Genomic DNA, 20,768 nt, shown 5'->3' on the forward strand with positions numbered 1-20,768 from the left:
ATGAAAGTCTCTTGGAAAACAGTTCTCCTTTGGTCAATCCCCCTACTGCTCATGGGGGTTCTCCTCTGGCAGGGGGCGAGCAACTTTATGCTCAATCAAAGTCAGCCTCCTCTGAATACTGCCAGTACGCGCATGAGCTATGGGCGATTCCTCAACTATTTAGATGCGGGTCGCATTAGTAAAGTGGACATTTTCGATAATGGTCGCACCGCCATTGTGGATGTCTCTGATCCAGAATTGATTAACGGTCGTCCCCTGCGGGTACGGGTAGATATGCCGGGGACGGCTCCAGAAGTCATTAGTAAACTGCGGGAGCAGCACATAGAAATTGATGTCCATCCCGCTCGCAATGATGGTGCCCTGTGGGGACTCTTGGGTAATTTACTCTTCCCCGTCTTGCTCTTGGGGGGACTCTTTTTCCTCTTCCGCCGCTCCAGCAACGTGCCCGGAGGACCAGGTCAGGCGATGAACTTCGGTAAGTCTCGCGCCCGCTTCCAAATGGAGGCCAAAACGGGTGTCATGTTTGACGATGTTGCTGGTGTCGATGAAGCCAAGGAAGAACTACAAGAGGTGGTCACCTTCCTGAAGAAGCCCGAGAAATTTACAGCGGTGGGTGCTCGCATTCCCAAAGGGGTTCTCCTAGTAGGTCCCCCCGGCACGGGGAAAACGATGCTCGCCAAGGCGATCGCGGGTGAGGCAGGGGTACCCTTCTTCTCCATCTCGGGTTCAGAATTTGTCGAGATGTTTGTTGGTGTTGGTGCCTCCCGCGTCCGGGACTTGTTCCGCAAGGCCAAGGAAAATGCTCCCTGTCTCATCTTTATTGATGAAATTGATGCTGTGGGTCGCCAACGCGGGGCTGGCATTGGCGGCGGTAACGATGAGCGGGAGCAAACCCTCAACCAACTGCTGACCGAAATGGATGGCTTTGAGGGGAATACCGGCATCATTGTGATTGCGGCAACCAACCGCCCGGATGTCTTGGATGCGGCTCTCCTGCGTCCGGGTCGTTTTGACCGACAGGTGGTGGTGGATGCGCCGGATATTAAGGGTCGCTTGGCGATTCTCAAGGTGCATGCCCGCAACAAGAAATTGGCGCCCGAAGTTTCCCTTGAGGCGATCGCTCGCCGTACCCCCGGCTTTACGGGTGCCGATTTGGCCAACCTCCTCAATGAAGCGGCGATTCTCACGGCCCGGCGGCGGAAACCCGCCATCACCATGCTGGAAATTGACGATGCCGTGGACCGGGTTGTTGCTGGTATGGAGGGCACACCGCTGATTGACGGCAAGAGCAAGCGCCTCATCGCCTACCACGAAGTGGGTCATGCCATTGTCGGTACGCTGCTCAAGGATCACGATCCTGTGCAAAAAGTGACATTAGTGCCTCGTGGTCAAGCCCGTGGCCTGACTTGGTTCATGCCTTCAGAGGATTCCGGATTGATCTCGCGATCGCAACTGATGGCGCGGATGGCTGGTGCCTTGGGCGGTCGGGCTGCTGAATACGTCGTCTTTGGCGATGCTGAAGTCACGACTGGTGCTGGCAATGACCTGCAGCAAGTGACAGCGATGGCACGGCAAATGGTGACCCGCTTTGGTATGTCAGATCTAGGACCTCTCTCCTTGGAAACCCAAAACGGTGAAGTGTTCTTGGGGCGGGACTTGGTGTCTCGAACAGAATACTCCGAAGAAATTGCGGCTCGCATTGATGCCCAAGTGCGGGAGTTGGTGCAGCACAGCTACGAACTTGCCATCAAGATTATCCGGGACAATCGCGTGGTCATTGACCGCCTCGTCGATCTCCTAGTAGAGAAAGAAACCATTGATGGTGAAGAGTTCCGGCAAATTGTTGCTGAATACACCGTTGTTCCCGATAAAGAGCGCTTTGTACCGCAGCTTTAGATAAGCTAAATTAGTAGATTCAATCGCCCTAACCCCTCTCCCAGTGCGGATGAGGGGGATTTTATTTTGACTGCTTTTCCTCTGTAAATTCTATGCTCAACTAAACCGACTTTCATGTCAGTTTCCTTGACACCATTTCCACCAGTAAATAGAATGATAATCGTTATTATTTTTAGGTACCCTATGTCCCAGCAATCCCGTAACCAGTTGTTAACCGTGCAAAGCAGCCTTGAAAGTATACCCACCTGCGTCTCGACCCAGGTGTCAGATGCTGAGATGGAGCAGGCGGTTCGCACACTCCTCATCGGGCTAGGGGAAAATCCTGATCGCGAAGGCCTGCGGGATACCCCCAAACGGGTTGTTCAAGCCTTGAAGTTTTTAACCAGTGGCTACCGCCAATCCTTGGATGAGTTGCTGAATGGTGCCGTTTTTTACGAAGACACCAATGAGATGGTCTTGGTGCGCGACATCGATCTCTTTAGTTGTTGTGAGCACCATATTCTGCCAATCATTGGGCGAGCCCATGTCGCCTACATTCCCAATGGCAGGGTCATTGGCCTGTCAAAAATTGCCCGCATTTGCGAGATGTATGCGCGGCAGCTACAGGTGCAGGAGCGCCTGACCCAACAAATTGCAAATGCTTTGCAAGGACTCCTGAAACCGCAAGGGGTGGCTGTGGTTGTTGAGGCCACCCATATGTGTATGGTGATGCGAGGCGTACAAAAACCGGGCTCTTGGACGGTCACCAGTTCAATGCAAGGGGTGTTTGCTGAAGATGCCCGCACCCGCCAAGAGTTCCTAGATCTGATCCGCCACCAACCCTCCTTCCGCTAGTCTGATTACCAGACGAGGGGGAGAGGACACCTTTCTCCCCCTTTTGTGGGAAAAACTGAATCCCTAGGCCAGCTCTTGCTACTTGCCTCAATTATTTTCAGAATTTCTGCCTTTGAGCAAATTCAGCCATTCCTCAACTTGAGCCGCTGCAATTTGCCGGCATCCCAAGCCAAAGGCAAGGGCGATCGCCACCGCAATAGAACCAAAGAGCAAGCCAAAGGCTAAATTGACAATGCTCGTTGCAATGCCCATCTGCTGCAGAGCCATTGCCCCCACAAACGTCATCGTTGCTAGCCGTGCCGCCTGAGCGAGAAAACGCCCTTGGGAGGTGCCAGAACTAGCAACAAGCCGAAATACTAAATTGGCAAAGTACAACCCTACCGCTAAGATCAGCGTTCCGACCAACACCCGACCAATCACCACTACTAGGGCAGTGACAAAAGCACTGAGAGCAGGAATATCCAGTACATCAACGGCAGCGATCGCTCCAAATAACAAAACGCCAACAAAGGCAACGATGCCCATCACTTCTGAGGGCTGTCGCCAGCGCTGCTCGGGTGCCTCCGCAGGCTGAGACTCCTGAGAATCCACCATCGGACGCTCTAGACCTAGCCAGACCAACACTTGATCAAAGCCGATGGTTTGCAGGAAATTGGTAACCGTCTCCGCCACAAAGCGGCCAATTACATAGGCCAGCAGCAGAATAATGGCTGCAGTAAAAATTTTCGGCAATGCCGTCAGCACTTGGTTTAGCATTGCCGTTGCCGGTTCCGTAATGGCCACGATTTGTAGCGCATCAAGGCTAGCGATCGCCGTCGGAATCAAGATTAAGACATAGACAATCGTACCGATGACCGTTGCTAGGGATTCCCCTAAACTGGTTTGCCCTAGACCGAGGCGCTGACCAATGCGCTGAATTCCCATGGCCGTCATTAAGTTAATGACTAAACTGCGGACAATGCGGGCAATAAACCAACCGACAACCGCGATAATCACCGCCTTAAAGACAAAAGGCAGTGCGCCTAGAATATCATTCAAGAGATTTTGTACAGGCTGCAATGAGCCTTGCAGATCAAGCACCCCCAAAATTAGGGGCAGGAAGAAAAGAAAAACAAACCAATAGAGGGTATTTCCCAACATCTCAGCCACAGACATGGTGGCCGGCCCCTCTGAGGAACCATTCCCCTCAGATTCAAGGGGGAGTTGACGATCCAAATTCAAAGAACGGGCAGACTGAGTGACCACCATTTTCGATATAGTTGCTACTACCCAAGCTACATCCGCCAGCAGGATCGCTGCCCCCAGCTTTGGCAGGAAACTAAAAACTTGATTGAGAAACGCATTGAGGGGCTGTGACACTGTCGTCAAGCGCAGGGCATCTAAAAAGGCCACCACCGCCAGCAAAAGAATGACCCAGAAAACTACTGCTGCCAGAATCGCAGTCACTGATATGCTTTGGAGCGACTCATTTCCACCAAAGAATTGGGTCAATCGTTCATCAACCCGCATTCGTTTCAAAACCGAGCGTGTTATCTTTGCCAGAATAGTGGCAACAATCCAGCCAATGAGCAGCAAAGCAACTGCAATAATGACTTGCGCTAAAAGGCTCCCCAAATTGTTGAGATCAAAAGCTGGATTCACTGAATTTTCACCGACAATTTGGGAAGTTTCTTCAGTATTAACTTGAGCCAACAAGCCTTCAATAGGGTTCTTAGATGAAAACCTTAAAATAGCTAGGTTAAATGTATCACGCATTACAACCGTCCTCAATTCAGACACACCCTTATCAATGCAAAATTCAGTCCTAGGATATCTAAAAAGTAGCGTGATGTCATTGAAAAACGTTTTTAGGTACTGAGATATTGAGATATGTTAAAAAATCCTAACTGTGGTCACTAGCAAGGAATCAGTTGGCTCGCTCTAAAACAAGCAGCTACAACTTGTTATCAAACACAAAAATCCCCCACCTAGAGGCAGGGGAGCTGACAAAATTTAACTTAACTTAAGTAGATCAACCGAACTTGGCTGCGGTTGAGGCAATCAGGAAGGCCGCATAGGTCAAGATGTAGCCAACGCTGAAGTGTGCCAGACCCACCAAGCGGGCTTGCACAATCGACAGCGCCACCGGCTTGTCTTTCCAACGCACCAAGTTGGCCAAGGGAGTGCGCTCATGCGCCCACACCAAGGTTTCAATCAGCTCTTGCCAGTAACCACGCCAGCTAATCAGGAACATGAAGCCTGTTGCCCACACAAGGTGACCAAACAGGAACATCCATGCCCACACCGACAGGTTATTGGTGCCGAAGGGGTTGTAGCCATTGATGAGCTGGGAGGAGTTCAACCAGAGGTAATCCCGCAGCCAACCCATGAGGTAGGTAGAGTTTTCGTTGAACTGAGCCACATTGCCTTCCCAGACACCAAGGTGTTTCCAGTGCCAGTAGAAGGTAACCCAGCCAATGGTGTTCAGCATCCAGAACATGGCCAGATAGAAGGCATCCCATGCAGAAATATCGCAGGTACCGCCACGGCCGGGGCCATCGCAGGGGAAGGCATAGCCGAAGTCTTTCTTATCTGGCATCAGTTTAGAGCCACGGGCATCCAACGCACCTTTGACCAAAATCAAGGTGGTGGTGTGCAGACCCAAGGCAATGGCGTGGTGCACCAAGAAGTCCCCAGGGCCAATCGTCAAGAACAGAGAGTTGGTGCCACTGTTGATGGCATCGAGCCAGCCGGGTAGCCAGACATTGCCGTAGTTCGGCCAAGCGGTGCTAGCAATGCTATCGGGGTTCGACAGCAGCGTATCAAAGCCATAGAGCAGTTTGCCATGGGCCGCTTGAATGAACTGAGCAAACACCGGCTCAATGAGGATTTGCTTTTCGGGGGTACCAAAGGCCACCACGACATCGTTGTGGACATAGAGACCCAAGGTGTGGAAGCCCAAGAAGAGGGACACCCAGCTTAGGTGGGAAATGATCGCCTCTTTGTGTTGTAGTACCCGATCCAACACATTGCCTTTGTTTTGGGCTGGATCATAGTCCCGCACCAAGAAGATAGCCCCATGGGCAAAGGCACCCACCATCAAGAAGCCAGCAATGTACTGGTGATGGGTATAGAGGGCAGCCATCGTGGTGTGGTCTTGGGCAATGAAGGCATAGGGTGGCAGCGAGTACATGTGCTGTGCCACCAAGGAGGTGATCACGCCCAAGCAGGCCAAGTGCCAACCTAACTGGAAGTGTAGCGAGTTGTTATAGGTTTCATAAATGCCTTGGTGAGGCATGTTGAAGGGACCTTCCACCTTCGTGCCAAAGAAGTCCTTGGCATCCATCATCTCTTTAATGCTGTGGCCAATCCCAAACTGGGTGCGGTACATGTGACCCGCCACAATAAAGAGCACCGCGATCGCAAGGTGGTGGTGCGCCATATCCGTGAGCCACAGGGACTCCGTTTGGGGATGGAAGCCACCCAAGAAGGTGAGAATCGCCGTTCCAGCACCCTGTGCCGTGCCAAAGATGTGGCTAGCCGTGTCAGGGTTTTGGGCATAGACACCCCAGTTGCCCGTAAAGAAGGGCGCCAAACCAGCGGGGTGGGGCATGGTGCTCAGGAAATTATCCCAGCCCACGTGCTGACCACGGGACTCCGGAATGGCCACGTGAATCAGGTGACCCGCCCAAGCCAAGGAGCTAACGCCAAACAGACCGGCCAAGTGGTGGTTCAACCGCGATTCGGCATTTTTGAACCAAGAGAGGCTAGGACGGAATTTGGGTTGTAGGTGCAGCCAGCCGGCAAAGAGAGCCAGCGAAGCCAGAATCAGCAGGAAGATGGCACCTTGGTAGAGGTCACCGTTGGTGCGCATACCGATGGTGTACCACCAGTGATAGACACCGGAGTAGGCAATGTCCACAGGGTTAGCAGCCCCCGCTTGGGTAAAGGCATCCACTGCGGCTTTGCCAAATTGAGGATCCCAGATCGCATGGGCGATGGGACGGGTGTTGACAGGGTCTTGAATCCATTGTTCAAAGTTCCCCTGCCACGCAACGTGGAATAGGCTACCAGACACCCACAGGAAGATGATGGCCAGATGCCCAAAGTGGGAGGCAAAAATCTTCTGGTAAAGATTTTCCTCGGTCATGCCATCGTGGCTTTCGAAGTCGTGAGCCATGGCGATGGCGTACCAAATCCGGCGTGTGGTCGGATCCTGTGCGAGGTCTTGGCTAAACTTCGGAAATTTAGTTGCCATAGTTGGTTATCTCCTCCTCGCCCCTATCCTACAGAAATAATCCGAGCTAGGAAGAATGCCCAAGTAGTGGCAATCCCCCCTAGGAGGTAATGGGCTACACCGACGGCACGGCCTTGAATAATGCTCAGGGCACGGGGCTGAATGGCCGGTGCAACTTTCAGCTTGTTGTGGGCCCAAACAATGGACTCAATCAGCTCTTGCCAGTAGCCACGACCACTGAAGAGGAACATGAGGCTGAAGGCCCAAATGAAGTGAGCACCCAAGAACAACAAACCATAGGCGGATAGGGCTGAACCATAGGAGCCAATCACCTGAGAAGCTTGTGCCCACAGGAAGTCCCGTAGCCAGCCATTGATGGTGATGGCACTTTGGGCAAAGTTACCGCCCGTGATGTGAGATACCGTGCCATCGGGAGCAACAGTACCCCAGACATCCGACTGCATCTTCCAACTGAAGTGGAAAATCACAACAGAGATGCAGTTGTACATCCAGAACAGACCCAAGAAGACGTGATCCCAACCGGAGACTTGGCAGGTACCGCCACGACCGGGACCATCGCAGGGGAAGCGGAAGCCCAAGTTGGCTTTATCGGGAATGAGGCGAGAGCTGCGGGCAAAGAGGACGCCCTTCAGCAGAATCAGCACTGTCACGTGGATGGTGAAAGCGTGAATATGGTGCACCATGAAATCGGCCGTTCCCAGAACAATGGGCATCATGGCGACTTTGCCACCGACAGCAACCACATCACCACCAAAGGCAACACTAGCGGTGGCAGCAGCATTGGGAGCCGTACCACCGGGGGCTAGGGTGTGTAGGTGTTGTACCCATTGGGCAAAGACAGGCTGAAGCTGAATGCCAGTGTCGGAGAACATATCTTGGGGACGACCAAAGGCACGCATCGTGTCGTTGTGGACGTACAGACCAAAGCTGTGGAAGCCCAAGAAGATGCACACCCAGTTGAGGTGGGAAATGATGGCATCGCGATGGCGCAGTACCCGATCCAGAACGTTGTTTTGATTCATGGCCGGATCGTAATCACGCACCATGAAGATGGCACCGTGGGCAGCACCACCCACAATCAGGAAGCCGCCAATCCACATGTGGTGGGTAAACAGCGACAGTTGGGTTGGATAGTCGGTGGCCAAGTAAGGATAGGGGGGCATTGCATACATGTGCTGCGCCACAATAATGCTCAGCGAACCCATCATGGCTAGGTTGATCGCCAGTTGGGCATGCCAAGAGGTGGTCAGCACTTCGTACAGACCTTTGTGGCCGGCACCGGTGAAGGGGCCTTTGTGGGCTTCAAGAATCTCTTTGAGGCTGTGGCCAATCCCCCAATTGGTGCGGTACATGTGACCGGCAATGATGAAAAGGACAGCGATCGCCACGTGATGGTGAGCCGTATCCGACAGCCACAGGCCACCAGTAACAGGGTTCAAGCCGCCGTTAAAGGTCAGGAAATCCGAGTAGGCAGCCCAATTAAGGGTGAAGAAGGGAATGACGCCACTCAAAAAACCCCAATCCACTTTGGGATATAGGTCGGCCATCAAGCTGGGGTTAAGGATAAACTCGTGGGGCAAGGGAATATCCTTAGCAGCAACCCCTGCATCCAAGAGTTTGTTGATGGGTAGCGAGACGTGGATCTGGTGACCTGCCCAAGCCAAAGACCCCAAGCCAAGCAAGCCGGCGAGGTGGTGGTTGAGCATGGATTCCACGTTTTGGAACCATTCCAGCTTAGGAGCGCGCTTGTGATAGTGGAACCAGCCTGCAAAGAGCATTAAGCCAGCCATGACCAAGCCACCGATTGCGGTGCAGTAAAGCTGGAACTCATTGGTGATCCCAGAGGCACGCCACAGTTGGAATAGCCCCGAGGTGATTTGGATGCCGTGGAAACCACCGCCGACATCACCATTGAGAATGCCTTGACCCACAATGGGCCAGACCACTTGAGCACTGGGCTTGATACCGGTGGGATCGGCCAGCCAAGCCTCATAGTTTGAGAATTTTGCACCGTGGAAGTACATCCCACTCAGCCAGATGAACACCACAGCCAGATGGCCGAAGTGTGCACTGAAGATCTTGCGGGAAATATCTTCAAGGTCGCTCGTGTGTGTATCAAAATCGTGGGCAAGAGCGTGGAGGTTCCAAATCCATGTGGTGGTTTGGGGTCCTCTGGCCAAGGTGCGGTCAAAATGCCCGGGTTTTGCCCATTTTTCAAACGATGTGGGCACCGGGTCATTGTCAACCACGACTCTGACCTTTGGCTCTCGCTCCGGTGGACTGATGGTCATCGAGTCTCTCCTCTCTCTTAGGCAAGGAAGGAACGAGGGCATTCACCTCGGCAATATAGAAAGATCTTTAGATCAATGATTGTGAAGAATCGTGAATCTAAAGACCCAGAATGGAACGATAAAGCCCGTTCAGGAGGCGAATGCTCAATTCAGCATTATAGAAGGGGAGTACAGACTTTGCCGATAATTAACATTATTTAAGATGCTTGAATTCTTGACATGATTGTGGGGGTATAAATGCATAATATATGCGCTATCATATCCATTGATTTAATACAGGTGGCCGTGGCTCAATTCCCTGTAGAATCGGCTTTTGGGGCGATCGCCCCCGATATGTAAATTGTTTTAAGTTTTATGACAAAAGTGATTATTTGTACCACTGATGCGCCTAGGCCGGTCGGTCCCTATAGTCAAGCCGTGCGGCAAGGGGAATGGGTCTTTCTCGCAGGGCAAATTGCCCTTGATCCAAAAACGGGTGAGATTGTTGGTGGCGAAGATGTCAAGGAGCAAACCCGCCAAGTGATGGATAATCTCAGTGCTGTCCTCAAGGCCGCCGGTAGCGATTGGTCACAGGTGGTGAAAACAACCGTGTATCTTGCAGACCTCAATGACTTCGCCGCCATGAATGAAATCTATGCTCAGTACATGGATGCCGAGACAGCGCCTGCCCGTGCCTGTGTGGAAGTATCGCGCCTGCCGAAGGGAGTCAAAGTTGAAATTGACTGCATTGCCTACTGTCCTACAACGGCCTAACGGCAATCACCGAGGCACGGAAATTATACTCTTTGCCCTCTAATTCTACGGGCGTTCCCACTTTGATGGCCATATTCCCTAGCACCGGGCCATTGTTCGTGATTTGGCCTCGGCCTTCGAGGGTCAGGAGCAAGTTGCTACTGTAGGCCATCTCTGGGCGGGGATCTGGCAGCGCTTTAACCGACCCATCGGGCTGGGAAACAGTAACTGTGCGCGGCAGAACCTGGACATTTTTCACAGTAATTTGGCCGTAGGGCTGGTTGCGAATAATAAAGTTGGCGGTACTGCTCTTGGGAATTAGGTCTTGGGGAGTGGGAGTACTCAGACCCAGAACGAGAACATCTACTTCAATAGGTTGGGCAGCGGTCATTTGTGCCAACGAGGTGCCCGATCGCCCCGGCAGGAGGAACAAGCCCGCCAAAACGCACAGGAGAACAAGCCCTGCCCCAAGGTCTAGAAGACTCAGTTTGCCAAAAAGACGGCCATAGCGATCAATGAGTTTCATCGGCACTCTAGCTTAAACCCGCAGCAACATCCTACCACACGGGTTCTCCCTAACCGGCTTGCCAAACCCAGAGTTCCCCTTGGGTGCCCCCGGCGGCTAAATACGATCCCTTGGGGTGCCAAGCAAGAGTTGTGAAGTATTCTTGGGCACCTTGCAGTAACTCCTGCGGTTGAGTTTGCTGCCAATAACACAGCCATCCCTCATCGCCACTGGACACGAAGCCTTGACCTTGGGGATGAATAGAGAGGGCGCGCACAGTGCCACGGTGCAGATCCAGCACTTGGGGTTGCCAGCCGCTTGCATCCTCGCTGAGGCGCCAGAGGATAATCCCCTCTTGGGAACTGCTCAGGAGCTGGGGGGCTTGGTTGGCGGTTTCCAACCAGTGAAGATGCCGCACTTTACCGGGAAAGCCCTGCATGTGCCACGGATACTGATCGCCCCAACGCCAGACAAAAAGGGTGTGATCCATGTTGCTGGCCGCGAAATATTCCCCTGTGGCGGACCAAGCTACGCCCACTGTCGCAGACATAAACCCTAATTCTTGGGGATCGGCATCCCAATCTTTAGCCGACCACACCCGCACACCGCCATAACCGGCAACGGCCAAAGCATCACCCGTAGGTTGCCAAGCCAAAGCGAGCACTGACGAGGCCGCAAAATCAAGGGTGGCAATGACATCGGCTTGAGCCGCATCCCAAATCTGGACGTAATGACCAAGACTAAAAGCAACCCAAGGCAATGTGGGATGCCAAGCCAGTTGATCAATCCAGTGGGAACCGTAGTGGAGCACCTGAAGATTCTCAGGGTGAGCTAAGGAACCCATGAGTACCCGTCCCTGCTCTCCCGCCGCTGCCCACCACTGGCGATCGCTGGCCACCGCGAGGATCGTTAAGCTTTGATCGGTCGCCGTTTGCAAGATGAGTTGCTCACCCACCTCTGGATCAATGTGATAGACCTCTCCTGCGGCGGAAGCGGCCAACAGATGGCGATCGCCCCACGCCAAGGCGGTGACGTACTCTTGAAGTTGGGTTTGTCCTAGTGGGATCAGAGAATTCACCAGTCACGCCCCTAGTGGAGGGTGTCGAAATAGATCTGAATGCCGACAATCATGGCAAACATGAGGACAATAAACAAGCTGATGATCAGCCAGTGCCCCGCCACATTCACGTCAAAGATCTCACCATAAATGCCGTAGAGCCGGTCAATAATGCCTTCCGCTTGGCCAATGGCTTTTTCCCGCTTCAGCATCCAGTTAGAATACCGTTCCTGCCAAATCTGCAGATCATCCTTGTAGTTGGTCATCTCCTCTTGGAAGGTGGCAAAGGCGGCTGGGGTGGTTGGCGTTGCTGGTTCCGTGGGCTTTTGCGGTTCGGCCTCATCAAGGGCTGGGGTGTAGTAGCCACGAACCCCCGGGAAGTAGCAGGTCTTAAAGAGTTGGGCACCCGTGCAACGACAGCTTTCGGGGGGATGGGTTTCATTGGGTTTCGTCCAGCAGGGATCCAAAGCGACATCCTTGCCCACTTTTGTAATTGTGACAAAGGCTTCAAAGGGCCACTTGGTTAAGGTAAAGACATTCATGACTTGGCCAATCGGATTCATCTGGGAGGGGGCAATAATCCCGCCCCCAAATGTGACTTGGGGAATAATAAAGAGAATTAACAACAGGGGGGCGATCGCTGTATTGGGTGACAGTGCCGACACCAACAGCCCCATCATCATGCCACTGAAGGAGGCCAAGAACATCGTCAGCCATAACTGCACTTGAGTGAGGCTATCGCCGGGAAAATCAATGGCAATGTTTTTGAATAGGAGAAAGGCCGAGGCCTGATAAAGTGACAGCAATAGCGCCACCGTTGTCTTAGAAAAGACATAGGCACCAATTTTCAGTCCTACGAGGTGTTCGCGGCGGTAAATCTCTCGCTCTTTGGCGATTTCGCGCATCGTAGTTAAATTACCCACCATCACCGCCACCAAGGCTGTGGCAAAGAGCATCGTAATCGCTGAGGCGGCATCCCCCTTGCGAATATCAAACAGGTGGCGATCCCAAACTATCAAGTCCAGTAAACCAATAAAGAAAGGGATCGAGAAATTCAAAATTAAGCTGACGCGATCGCGCATTAAAACGGCTGCTTCCCGCTGCAACAGGATCAGGTACTGCCGTAAGCCTGAGACAGGGTGGTACTGGGGAATTTTGCTGGCACGTTTCCCTTGGGCATCTGGCGTGCGTCCCTGATCGAGGTGGCAGACTACTGCCTTCTGGCGATCGAGAACATAGGTTTTGTACTGTTTCGACTGCAAATATAACTGCTGCCATTCTTCAGGGCTGCGCTCGCGCTCAACCAAGGGATAAATGTCATTAAAGGACTTGACACCAAAGTAGTCAGGAGCTTCATTGGGGAGGCCAAAATAGGCAATGCGACCGCCAGCGGCGAGAAACAAGACCAAATTACATAGCTTGATATTTTCTGTGACGTGAGTAATCAGGACAACAGTACAGCCACCATTGGCTAAGCGCCGCAATAGGGTCATGACATCTGCCTCGGTACCCGGATCCAGACCCGAAGTGGCCTCATCGAGAAAGAACAAACTGGGTTTGGTAATTAACTCAACACCTATGGAGACCCGCTTCAGTTGGCCGCCACTGAGATTTTTGATTGGCACATCCCGCCGTTGGCTCAGCCCCAAAATCTGCATCACCTCTTCCACGCGGCTGTGGCGTTCAGTAGGTGTAATATCAGCTGGCATCCGCAATTGGGCGGCAAAGTCGAGGGCTTCCTCAACGGTGAGTTCCTTGTGGACGATGTCTTCCTGAGGCACATAGGCAAACTGAGAGCGGTAGGCATCAAAGTTGTGGTAGAGATCGTTGCCATTCACCAGAACCGTGCCACTGGAGGCGGGGTTAAATCCCGTCAACGCCCGCAATAGGGTCGATTTGCCACACCCACTGACGCCAGCAATGACCACAAATTCACGGGGCAAAATGGATAGGGAGACATCGTGGAGGAGCTTTTTATTCCCTTTGACGACTTTCTCTAGGCCAAAGGCATCAAGGCGAATACTGCCCGTTTCATTATCAACGGTGATCGTTTCGTCAACATTGATTTGCAGGAGATAGGGGCCGATGCGAATTTTGTCGCCAATTCGTAGGGCATGGGGTTTGGTGAGGCGCTTGCCATTGCAAAAGACACCGTTGGAGGAATTGAGGTCTGTAATGACAATGGAGGTGCCTTGACGTTCAATCTTGGCATGGTGGCGGGAGACTTGGGGGTGATCAATTTGAATGTCATTGTCGTCACCCCGACCAATCCGCAGAACCGTCTTGCCCTGAAAGCTAATGGCTTTTTGCAGAAACTGAGCTTGGCTTTCACGGAAGGTGATCTTGACGTTGACACCGATGTAGAAGGTATCCTCGTCCTTGAGGTCTTTTTCCTTGATGGGGCGATCGCCATAGACCAGACCGAGCTTACTGTCCAAGTCACGGATGCGATAGCCAGTGTCCGTCTTAACAATTTCAAAGTGATGCCGCGAAATGGTCGGATAGGAAATCACAATTTCGTTGTGGGGCGATCGCCCTACCCGTACCGTGGGTTGCAAGAGTGGAAACTCCTCGACGGAAGCGGGCGTACTAATTTGCAGAAAGGGGAATGATTCTTGATCCGAGGCTAAAACCGTTGCCTCATTGCTATGGGATGCCATGGGACACAGGCTCAACACACCGACGGTTCCCCTTCACGATAACAAGTGCCCTTGAGTCTTGGAGAAGGCCTAGACTAAACCGTTACGAAGTGCAACAACCGCCGCCTGCACACGGTCATCCACCGCCAACTTGTTCAAAATACCCCGCACATGGGTCTTGATAGTATTTGGACTGAGAAACAGCTTACTGGCAATTTCAGGGTTACTATAGCCTTCCACCATCAGCTTCAGGACATCCAGTTCCCGCTGCGACAGGTGATAGTCCATTGTCGGTTGGGGCGGATGCAGGTGCTGGATCACATGGCGGGCAATCTGGGGATCAAGGTAGGTGGCTCCCTCTTGGGCAGCAGCGATCGCCATCAGTAATCGCTCAACGGTTTCTCCCTTGATACAGTAGGCATCGGCACCACTAGAAAGGGCAGCAACAGCTTCAAGAGCCGATTGGTGGGAGGTAAGCATCACCACATGAATGTCAGGAAATTCTCGCTTCAGCCGTTGGGTGGCGGCAATCCCGTCTAGCCTTGGTAGGCCAATGTCCATAATGACCACTTGCGGCTGCAACTGGCGTGTCATATCAATGGCGCCATAGCCATCTTCGGCATAACCCACCACAGCAAACTGCTCTCCTAGGGCTTGTCCTAGCCCCAGTTGCATCATTGGATCATCTTCCACAATCAGGAGCCGCAGCTTGGGTGCCATGGTGGGCGGGGAAGTGCATTAACCGAGACCCGGAACGTTCAAGCCACCTGTTAACTCTTCCATCCGTTCCCGCATGGTAGCGGTGGATTTTTGGTAGGCATCGCGCATGGCGGCGGTCACCAAATCAGAGAGCACTTCAGCCCCTTCACTCAGGAGATCTGGGCTGATTTCGACGCGGCGGGGTTCTTGGGTACCACTCATAATCACTTTGACGGCACCCCCCGCTGCTTGACCCTCAATGTCCATTTTTTCGAGGTCTTCTTGCAGCTTCTTGGCGCCTTCTTGAACTTGTTGTGCTTTCTGGATGGCTGCGGCCAGCTCCTTCATTTTGCCAAGACCGAAGCCAAAACCCTGTCCCTGTGCCATAGTGTTCCTTCTATACAGTGCGGACTATTGACTGCTATCTTATCACTGTCTTGAGAAGGGATTAGCGCGCTGCACGGGCAAGGGCATTGTAGAGACCATTGAGGACGGGAGGGGAAGGGAGGGGGGGCGAGTTCTCAAAAATTTGCATTGGCGTCAGGTTAGGTCGGCCATAGAAGCGGGTACTGGCACTACGATCAAAACTAATATTGGCGCCTTCTAGGGCAACGCCGGCAAACAGACCCGCACTGCGTGTGTAGGAAAAGACTTGGGGACTCGGATCTGTAGGACTGACGACTTCGCCACCCACAGGGCCTGCCGCAACGGAGACATTGCCCCCTAGACGAAAGGACTGCGCCAAGCTGCGCATGACGACGGATTTATCCATGAAGGCCAGCACCACATCCGTGGATTGGGCACCAATTTGCAGGCCAAAGCTCCCGCCGGTCATTGTGATAAAGGCGGGCTTACTCCATTCATTATTTTCATTGCGCACAAGCAGAATACCGGCGCCACGGCGGCCCCCAAAGAGAAAGCCCGCTTGAACGACATTGGGAATAATGGCAATTCCTTGAGCGCGCTGGACAATCCTCGGTGGAATGCGGTTGTTGTTGTTAAATGTAAACTCGCCAAGGACAAATGTGGCATTCTCGACCCGTTGCACCATGCGAGAATCAGGGGCATTTTGGGCAAGGGTGGTATGGGGGATGAAAATCAGGGCGATCGCCCCTACAATTGCAGCGCCAGTTCGGTGAAATCGTGCCATAAGAAAACTCAATTCCATCGCAATTCCTCTTATTTGTGCGTCAATGTATTGTTAGACGAGCCAACCTTACCTGCCTGTTCCCTGACCTGTCATGCCTTGGTTGGTAGTAACAAACCTGAAGAAAACCTGTTTTTTGATTTTCTGCAACCGATTTCCGGCATCTGTTGTTAAAACGGATGTGGCAGAATGTAAAGGGTTTTGCCTGCACTAGTGATTCATACCTAGTTCGTTTTCCCAAGCAGGCAGCTCTCATGGAAAGTTAGGTGGCACGCATGGAACCCCTGTATCAATACGCTTGGCTGATTCCCGTTTTACCCCTCTTGGGAGCGCTGATTGTTGGCTTTGGCTTGATTGCCTTTTCAGAGACCACCTCGAAACTGCGGCGACCCAGTGCCATTTTCATCATGGCGTTGATGGCGATCGCCATGGTGCATTCTCTGAGCCTTTTCTGGAGTCAAGTCCAAGGCCACGCCCCCTATACGCAAATGATTGAATGGGCAGCGGCGGGCAATCTCCACATTGCCATGGGATACGTGATTGACCCCTTAGCGGCATTGATGTTGGTCATCGTCACAACGGTGGCCTTTTTAGTCATGCTCTACAGCGATGGCTACATGGCTCATGATGCGGGCTATGTTCGCTTTTTTGCCTATCTCAGCCTGTTTGGCTCCTCGATGCTGGGGTTGGTCGTCAGTCCCAACTTGGTGCAGGTCTATATCTTTTGGGAATTGGTGGGGATGTGCTCCTACCTGCTGATTGGCTTCTGGTATGACCGCAAAAGCGCGGCGGAAGCAGCACAGAAGGCATTTGTTACCAACCGTGTCGGTGATTTTGGCCTTTTGTTGGGCATGGTGGGGCTATTTTGGGCAACGGGTACCTTTGACTTTGGTGGCATGGGCGATCGCCTGACGGAACTGGTCAATACCGGCCTACTTTCCCCTAGTCTTGCCGCCATTCTTGCCATCTTGGTCTTTCTCGGTCCTGTGGCCAAATCTGCCCAGTTTCCCCTGCATGTGTGGCTACCAGATGCGATGGAAGGTCCGACCCCCATTTCTGCTCTGATTCACGCGGCAACCATGGTGGCAGCCGGGGTCTTCCTGATTGCGCGGATGTTCCCTGTGTTTGAGCAATTGCCCCAAGTGATGACGATCATTGCTTGGACGGGGGCCTTTACGGCATTTATGGGGGCAACCATTGCCATCACCCAAAACGACATCAAAAAGAGCTTGGCTTATTCAACCATTTCCCAACTGGGCTATATGGTCATGGGGATGGGCGTGGGTGCCTACAGTGCTGGCCTTTTTCACCTGATGACCCATGCCTACTTCAAAGCGATGCTCTTTCTTGGATCGGGGTCAGTCATCCATGGCATGGAAGGGGTGGTTGGCCATAACCCAGACTTGGCTCAAGATATGCGCTACATGGGGGGGCTGCGCAAGTATATGCCGATTACGGGGGCAACGTTTCTAGTGGGGTGCTTGGCCATTTCTGGCGTGCCTCCCTTTGCTGGCTTTTGGTCAAAGGATGAAATTTTAGGTGCCGTTTTTCATGCCAACTCGGCCATGTGGCTGCTGACGTGGCTCACGGCGGGCTTAACCGCCTTTTACATGTTCCGCATGTACTTCATGACCTTTGAGGGCAAGTTCCGTAATGTGCCCCCAGAGTTACAGGAGCACTATGATCACAATGCCCACCACGATCAGCACGCTGCTGAACCCCATGAATCTCCTTGGACAATGACGTTGCCCTTGGTGGTGCTAGCGATTCCCTCGACGTTGATTGGTTTTGTGGGTACCCCCTTCAACAATCTCTTTGAGGCCTTTATCCATGCTCCCGGTGAGGAGATGGTGGCGGAGCACGCGGTGGATTTGACAGAGTTTCTCATCCTTGGCGGTAGCTCTGTGGGCATTGGTCTGCTTGGCATTACCTTGGCCTCCCTGATGTATCTCAAGGGCACTCCCAGTCCGCAGGCGATCGCCAAAGCCATTCAACCGCTGTACCAGTTCTCACTGCATAAGTGGTATTTCGATGAACTCTATGAAGCGGTCTTCATTAAAGGCTGTCGTCGCTTGGCGCGTCAGGTCTTGGAAGTGGATTACAACGTGGTGGATGGCGTGGTCAACCTCACGGGCTTTGTCACGATGGTCACCGGTGAAGGGCTGAAATACTTCCAAAATGGCCGTGCCCAATTCTACGCCCTCATTGTGCTGCTGGCGGTGTTGGGATTTGTCATCTTCTCGGTGCAAGCCTAACCCCGGTCATGGTTCTTTCCCAACTGCTGGAGGAGTAAACACGACTGCCATGAGTACGTTTCCTTGGCTGACAACGATTATCCTGTTCCCAATTGTGGCTTCCTTGGCGATTCCCTTCATTCCAGATCCCACAGGCAAAGGACGCCCAATCCGCTGGTATGCCCTGACGGTGGGGTTGATTGACTTTGCCTTGATTGTCTATGCCTTCACGAATTTCTATGACCTGAACACCCCCGGCATGCAACTGTGGGAAAGCTATGACTGGATTCCCGAAATTGGCCTGCGCTGGTCAGTGGGGGCAGATGGCCTCTCGATGCCGCTGATTTTACTCACGGGCTTTATTACCACGCTGGCGATTTTGGCGGCTTGGCCAGTGACCCTGAAGCCGCGACTCTTTTATTTCTTAATGCTGGCGATGTATGGTGGCCAGATTGCCGTTTTTGCCGTGCAGGATATGCTGGTCTTTTTCCTTGCGTGGGAACTGGAGCTGATTCCGGTGTACCTGCTACTGGCCATTTGGGGGGGGCACAAGCGTCAATACGCGGCAACAAAGTTCATTCTCTACACGGCTGGTAGCTCCCTCTTTATTTTGGTGGCGGGCTTGGCCATGGCCTTCTATGGCGACACGATTAGCTTTGATATGCAGACCTTGGCGGCCAAGGACTATGCCATTGGGTTTCAACTGCTGGTTTATGCCGGCTTTTTGGTGGCCTACGGCGTCAAGCTGCCGATTGTCCCCCTGCACACGTGGTTGCCGGATGCCCACGGTGAAGCAACAGCGCCGGTGCACATGCTGCTGGCGGGGATTCTCCTGAAGATGGGCGGCTATGCCCTGATTCGCATGAATGTCGATATGCTGCCGGCAGCCCATGCCAAGTTTGCCCCCGTTTTGGTGATTTTGGGGGTGGTCAACATCATCTATGCGGCGCTGACCTCCTATGCGCAGCGCAATCTCAAGCGCAAAATTGCCTACTCCTCGATTTCCCACATGGGCTTTGTGCTGATTGGGATTGCCTCGTTTACCAATTTGGGCATGAGTGGGGCAATGCTACAAATGGTCTCCCACGGCTTGATTGGGGCGAGTCTCTTCTTTTTGGTGGGAGCCACCTATGACCGTACCCACACGCTGATCCTTGAGGAAATGGGCGGTGTTGGCCAGAAAATGAAGAAGATCTTTGCCATGTTTACGGCCTGCTCCTTGGCCTCCCTTGCCCTGCCGGGGATGAGTGGCTTTGTGGCTGAACTCATGGTCTTTATTGGCTTTGCCACCAGCGATGCCTATTCTTTGCCCTTCCGCGTGATTGTGGTCTTTTTGGCGGCAGTGGGGGTGATCTTAACGCCGATTTACTTGCTGTCGATGCTGCGGGAAATTTTCTACGGCCCTGAAAACAAGGAACTGGTGGAGCATGAAGCTCTTGTGGATGCTGAACCCCGCGAGGTGTTTATCATTGCCTGCCTGTTGGTGCCGATTATTGGCATTGGCCTCTATCCCAAGCTATTGACGCAAATTTACGATGCCACCACGGGGCAGGTGATTGCGCGAGCGCGGGAAGTGGTACCGACACTGGCTCAGCAGGTGGATCAACCCTTAGGGACACTGGTGGCACCGAGCCTGAACTCAAAGACTAAATGAGTTGGCTACAAGATTGGGTACTGGGGGAGTGGAGTTGGTTGCGCTTGGGGCGATCGGCACTCCTGATTTATCTGATCATTGCGGTCTATCTCTACTTTGGCGCCGATGCCCTGATCTTCCATCCACCCCGTCCTACCTACTCCCTTTCTGAGGAGATCCGGCTGATTCCAGTGGGGCAGGGCGATCGCCTTGCGGTGCGGTATGTTGCCAACCCAGACGCTCACTTTACGCTGCTGTTTAGTCACGGCAATGGGGAAGACCTCGGCATGGTGGAACCCTTTCTACAGACGCTGCAGCAGTGGGGGTTTTCCGTCCTCGCCTACGACTATCGTGGCTACGGCTTGAGTTCGGGTCGCCCTAGTGAGCGTCATGCCTACGCAGATGCTTTGGCAGCCTATACCTATCTCACAGAGGAACTGCGAGTCCCCCCAGAGCGGGTGATTCTCTATGGCCGTTCCCTTGGCGGTGGGGTGGCGACGGAACTGGCAACACAGGTTGCAATTGCGGGGTTGGTCTTAGAAAGTACCTTTACTTCCATCTTTCGGGTGGTGGTACCTTTCCCGTTGTTTCCCTTTGATCGCTTTATCAACCGAGATAAACTGCCGCAAGTCAAGGTGCCGCTGTTGATTCTCCACGGTACTGCCGACAGCATTGTGCCCTTTCGTCATGGCCAATACCTTTTTGCCATTGCCCGTGAGCCAAAATTTTCCCTCTGGGTCGAGGGTGCCGATCACAATGATTTTGTTGAGGTGGCGGGCGATCGCCTGCGGATAGCGTTAGAGGAATTTGCTGCTTTTCTGAAGGCACAATCTGCCTAGGGTGTTTATTAAGGGAAAGCTGATG

At 52.9% G+C, this 20,768-nt stretch carries 15 protein-coding genes; 6 read left to right on the forward strand and 9 right to left on the reverse strand.

Going from position 1 to position 20,768, the window contains the following annotated elements; all coding sequences use genetic code 11:
* The gene (ftsH2, locus tag RHJ80_RS01305) at positions 1–1,896 is read left to right on the forward strand and encodes an ATP-dependent zinc metalloprotease FtsH2 (protein ID WP_206200729.1); all 1,896 of its coding nucleotides are present in this window, start codon (positions 1–3) and stop codon (positions 1,894–1,896) included.
* A gap of 183 nt (positions 1,897–2,079) precedes the next feature.
* Positions 2,080–2,730, forward strand: a complete 651-nt coding sequence (gene folE / locus RHJ80_RS01310) for a GTP cyclohydrolase I FolE (RefSeq protein ID WP_310437911.1) — start codon at positions 2,080–2,082, stop codon at positions 2,728–2,730.
* An 87-nt stretch (positions 2,731–2,817) separates the two neighbouring features.
* Here the strand turns inward: folE and RHJ80_RS01315 are convergent, their stop codons facing one another.
* The 3 genes from RHJ80_RS01315 to psaA all read right to left on the reverse strand — a co-directional run bounded on the left by RHJ80_RS01315 (position 2,818) and on the right by psaA (position 9,198).
* The gene (locus tag RHJ80_RS01315; protein ID WP_225901611.1) at positions 2,818–4,425 is read right to left on the reverse strand and encodes a mechanosensitive ion channel; all 1,608 of its coding nucleotides are present in this window, start codon (positions 4,423–4,425) and stop codon (positions 2,818–2,820) included.
* A 316-nt stretch (positions 4,426–4,741) separates the two neighbouring features.
* Positions 4,742–6,967, reverse strand: coding sequence for a photosystem I core protein PsaB (psaB, locus tag RHJ80_RS01320; RefSeq protein ID WP_206200733.1), 2,226 nt, complete (start codon positions 6,965–6,967; stop codon positions 4,742–4,744).
* A gap of 23 nt (positions 6,968–6,990) precedes the next feature.
* Positions 6,991–9,198, reverse strand: a complete 2,208-nt coding sequence (psaA, locus tag RHJ80_RS01325) for a photosystem I core protein PsaA (RefSeq protein ID WP_399364942.1) — start codon at positions 9,196–9,198, stop codon at positions 6,991–6,993.
* A gap of 414 nt (positions 9,199–9,612) precedes the next feature.
* Between psaA and RHJ80_RS01330 the strand changes: the two genes are divergently transcribed.
* Positions 9,613–10,011 (forward strand): RidA family protein, encoded by a 399-nt coding sequence (locus RHJ80_RS01330; RefSeq protein WP_206200735.1) that lies wholly within the window; start codon positions 9,613–9,615, stop codon positions 10,009–10,011.
* Here the strand turns inward: RHJ80_RS01330 and RHJ80_RS01335 are convergent.
* The 6 genes from RHJ80_RS01335 to RHJ80_RS01360 form a co-directional block, all read right to left on the reverse strand.
* Positions 9,998–10,516 carry a DUF4330 domain-containing protein gene (locus RHJ80_RS01335; protein ID WP_206200736.1) on the reverse strand — a complete coding sequence of 173 codons (519 nt, stop codon included), beginning with the start codon at positions 10,514–10,516 and terminating at the stop codon, positions 9,998–10,000. The two genes, RHJ80_RS01330 and RHJ80_RS01335, sit on opposite strands and share 14 nt — an antisense overlap.
* Before the next feature lie 49 nt (positions 10,517–10,565).
* Positions 10,566–11,573: a WD40 repeat domain-containing protein gene (locus RHJ80_RS01340; protein WP_225901612.1), complete on the reverse strand. Its 1,008-nt coding sequence runs from the start codon at positions 11,571–11,573 to the stop codon at positions 10,566–10,568.
* 11 nt (positions 11,574–11,584) lie between these two features.
* Positions 11,585–14,212: an FHA domain-containing protein gene (locus RHJ80_RS01345; protein WP_310801305.1), complete on the reverse strand. Its 2,628-nt coding sequence runs from the start codon at positions 14,210–14,212 to the stop codon at positions 11,585–11,587.
* A 69-nt stretch (positions 14,213–14,281) separates the two neighbouring features.
* Positions 14,282–14,911: a response regulator transcription factor gene (locus RHJ80_RS01350; protein WP_302677081.1), complete on the reverse strand. Its 630-nt coding sequence runs from the start codon at positions 14,909–14,911 to the stop codon at positions 14,282–14,284.
* Between the two features lie 18 nt (positions 14,912–14,929).
* A complete protein-coding gene (locus tag RHJ80_RS01355) occupies positions 14,930–15,277 on the reverse strand; it encodes a YbaB/EbfC family nucleoid-associated protein (protein ID WP_206200739.1) in 348 nt (115 codons plus the stop codon).
* A 61-nt stretch (positions 15,278–15,338) separates the two neighbouring features.
* Positions 15,339–16,040, reverse strand: coding sequence for a lipid-binding SYLF domain-containing protein (locus RHJ80_RS01360; RefSeq protein ID WP_310744718.1), 702 nt, complete (start codon positions 16,038–16,040; stop codon positions 15,339–15,341).
* A gap of 272 nt (positions 16,041–16,312) precedes the next feature.
* On the opposite strand from RHJ80_RS01360, the gene RHJ80_RS01365 reads away from it, so the two are divergent.
* The 3 genes from RHJ80_RS01365 to RHJ80_RS01375 are packed head-to-tail and all read left to right on the forward strand — an operon-like array spanning position 16,313 to position 20,743.
* A complete protein-coding gene (locus RHJ80_RS01365) occupies positions 16,313–18,292 on the forward strand; it encodes an NAD(P)H-quinone oxidoreductase subunit 5 (protein ID WP_310801306.1) in 1,980 nt (659 codons plus the stop codon).
* A gap of 49 nt (positions 18,293–18,341) precedes the next feature.
* Complete coding sequence (gene ndhD1 / locus RHJ80_RS01370; protein ID WP_310801307.1) at positions 18,342–19,925, forward strand: photosynthetic/respiratory NAD(P)H-quinone oxidoreductase subunit D1; 1,584 nt, start codon at positions 18,342–18,344, stop codon at positions 19,923–19,925.
* Positions 19,922–20,743 (forward strand): alpha/beta hydrolase, encoded by an 822-nt coding sequence (locus RHJ80_RS01375; protein WP_310801308.1) that lies wholly within the window; start codon positions 19,922–19,924, stop codon positions 20,741–20,743. The genes ndhD1 and RHJ80_RS01375 overlap by 4 nt, the downstream gene beginning before the upstream one ends.
* Positions 20,744–20,768: the final 25 nt, after the last annotated feature.

The organism is Thermosynechococcus sp. QS41 (assembly GCF_031583515.1).
Taxonomy (GTDB): Bacteria; Cyanobacteriota; Cyanobacteriia; order Thermosynechococcales; family Thermosynechococcaceae; genus Thermosynechococcus.

Excerpts from the sequence above, each read along its gene's own strand:
- ftsH2 (WP_206200729.1), top strand. The coding sequence starts at position 1 with ATGAAAGTCTCTTGGAAAACAGTTCTCCTTTGGTCAATCCCCCTACTG.
- RHJ80_RS01360 (WP_310744718.1), bottom strand. The coding sequence starts at position 16,040 with ATGGCACGATTTCACCGAACTGGCGCTGCAATTGTAGGGGCGATCGCC.
- RHJ80_RS01365 (WP_310801306.1), top strand. The coding sequence starts at position 16,313 with ATGGAACCCCTGTATCAATACGCTTGGCTGATTCCCGTTTTACCCCTC.
- RHJ80_RS01345 (WP_310801305.1), bottom strand. The coding sequence starts at position 14,212 with ATGGCATCCCATAGCAATGAGGCAACGGTTTTAGCCTCGGATCAAGAA.
- RHJ80_RS01330 (WP_206200735.1), top strand. The coding sequence starts at position 9,613 with ATGACAAAAGTGATTATTTGTACCACTGATGCGCCTAGGCCGGTCGGT.
- RHJ80_RS01335 (WP_206200736.1), bottom strand. The coding sequence starts at position 10,516 with ATGAAACTCATTGATCGCTATGGCCGTCTTTTTGGCAAACTGAGTCTT.
- RHJ80_RS01375 (WP_310801308.1), top strand. The coding sequence starts at position 19,922 with ATGAGTTGGCTACAAGATTGGGTACTGGGGGAGTGGAGTTGGTTGCGC.
- folE (WP_310437911.1), top strand. The coding sequence starts at position 2,080 with ATGTCCCAGCAATCCCGTAACCAGTTGTTAACCGTGCAAAGCAGCCTT.
- psaB (WP_206200733.1), bottom strand. The coding sequence starts at position 6,967 with ATGGCAACTAAATTTCCGAAGTTTAGCCAAGACCTCGCACAGGATCCG.
- ndhD1 (WP_310801307.1), top strand. The coding sequence starts at position 18,342 with ATGAGTACGTTTCCTTGGCTGACAACGATTATCCTGTTCCCAATTGTG.
- RHJ80_RS01355 (WP_206200739.1), bottom strand. The coding sequence starts at position 15,277 with ATGGCACAGGGACAGGGTTTTGGCTTCGGTCTTGGCAAAATGAAGGAG.
- RHJ80_RS01350 (WP_302677081.1), bottom strand. The coding sequence starts at position 14,911 with ATGGCACCCAAGCTGCGGCTCCTGATTGTGGAAGATGATCCAATGATG.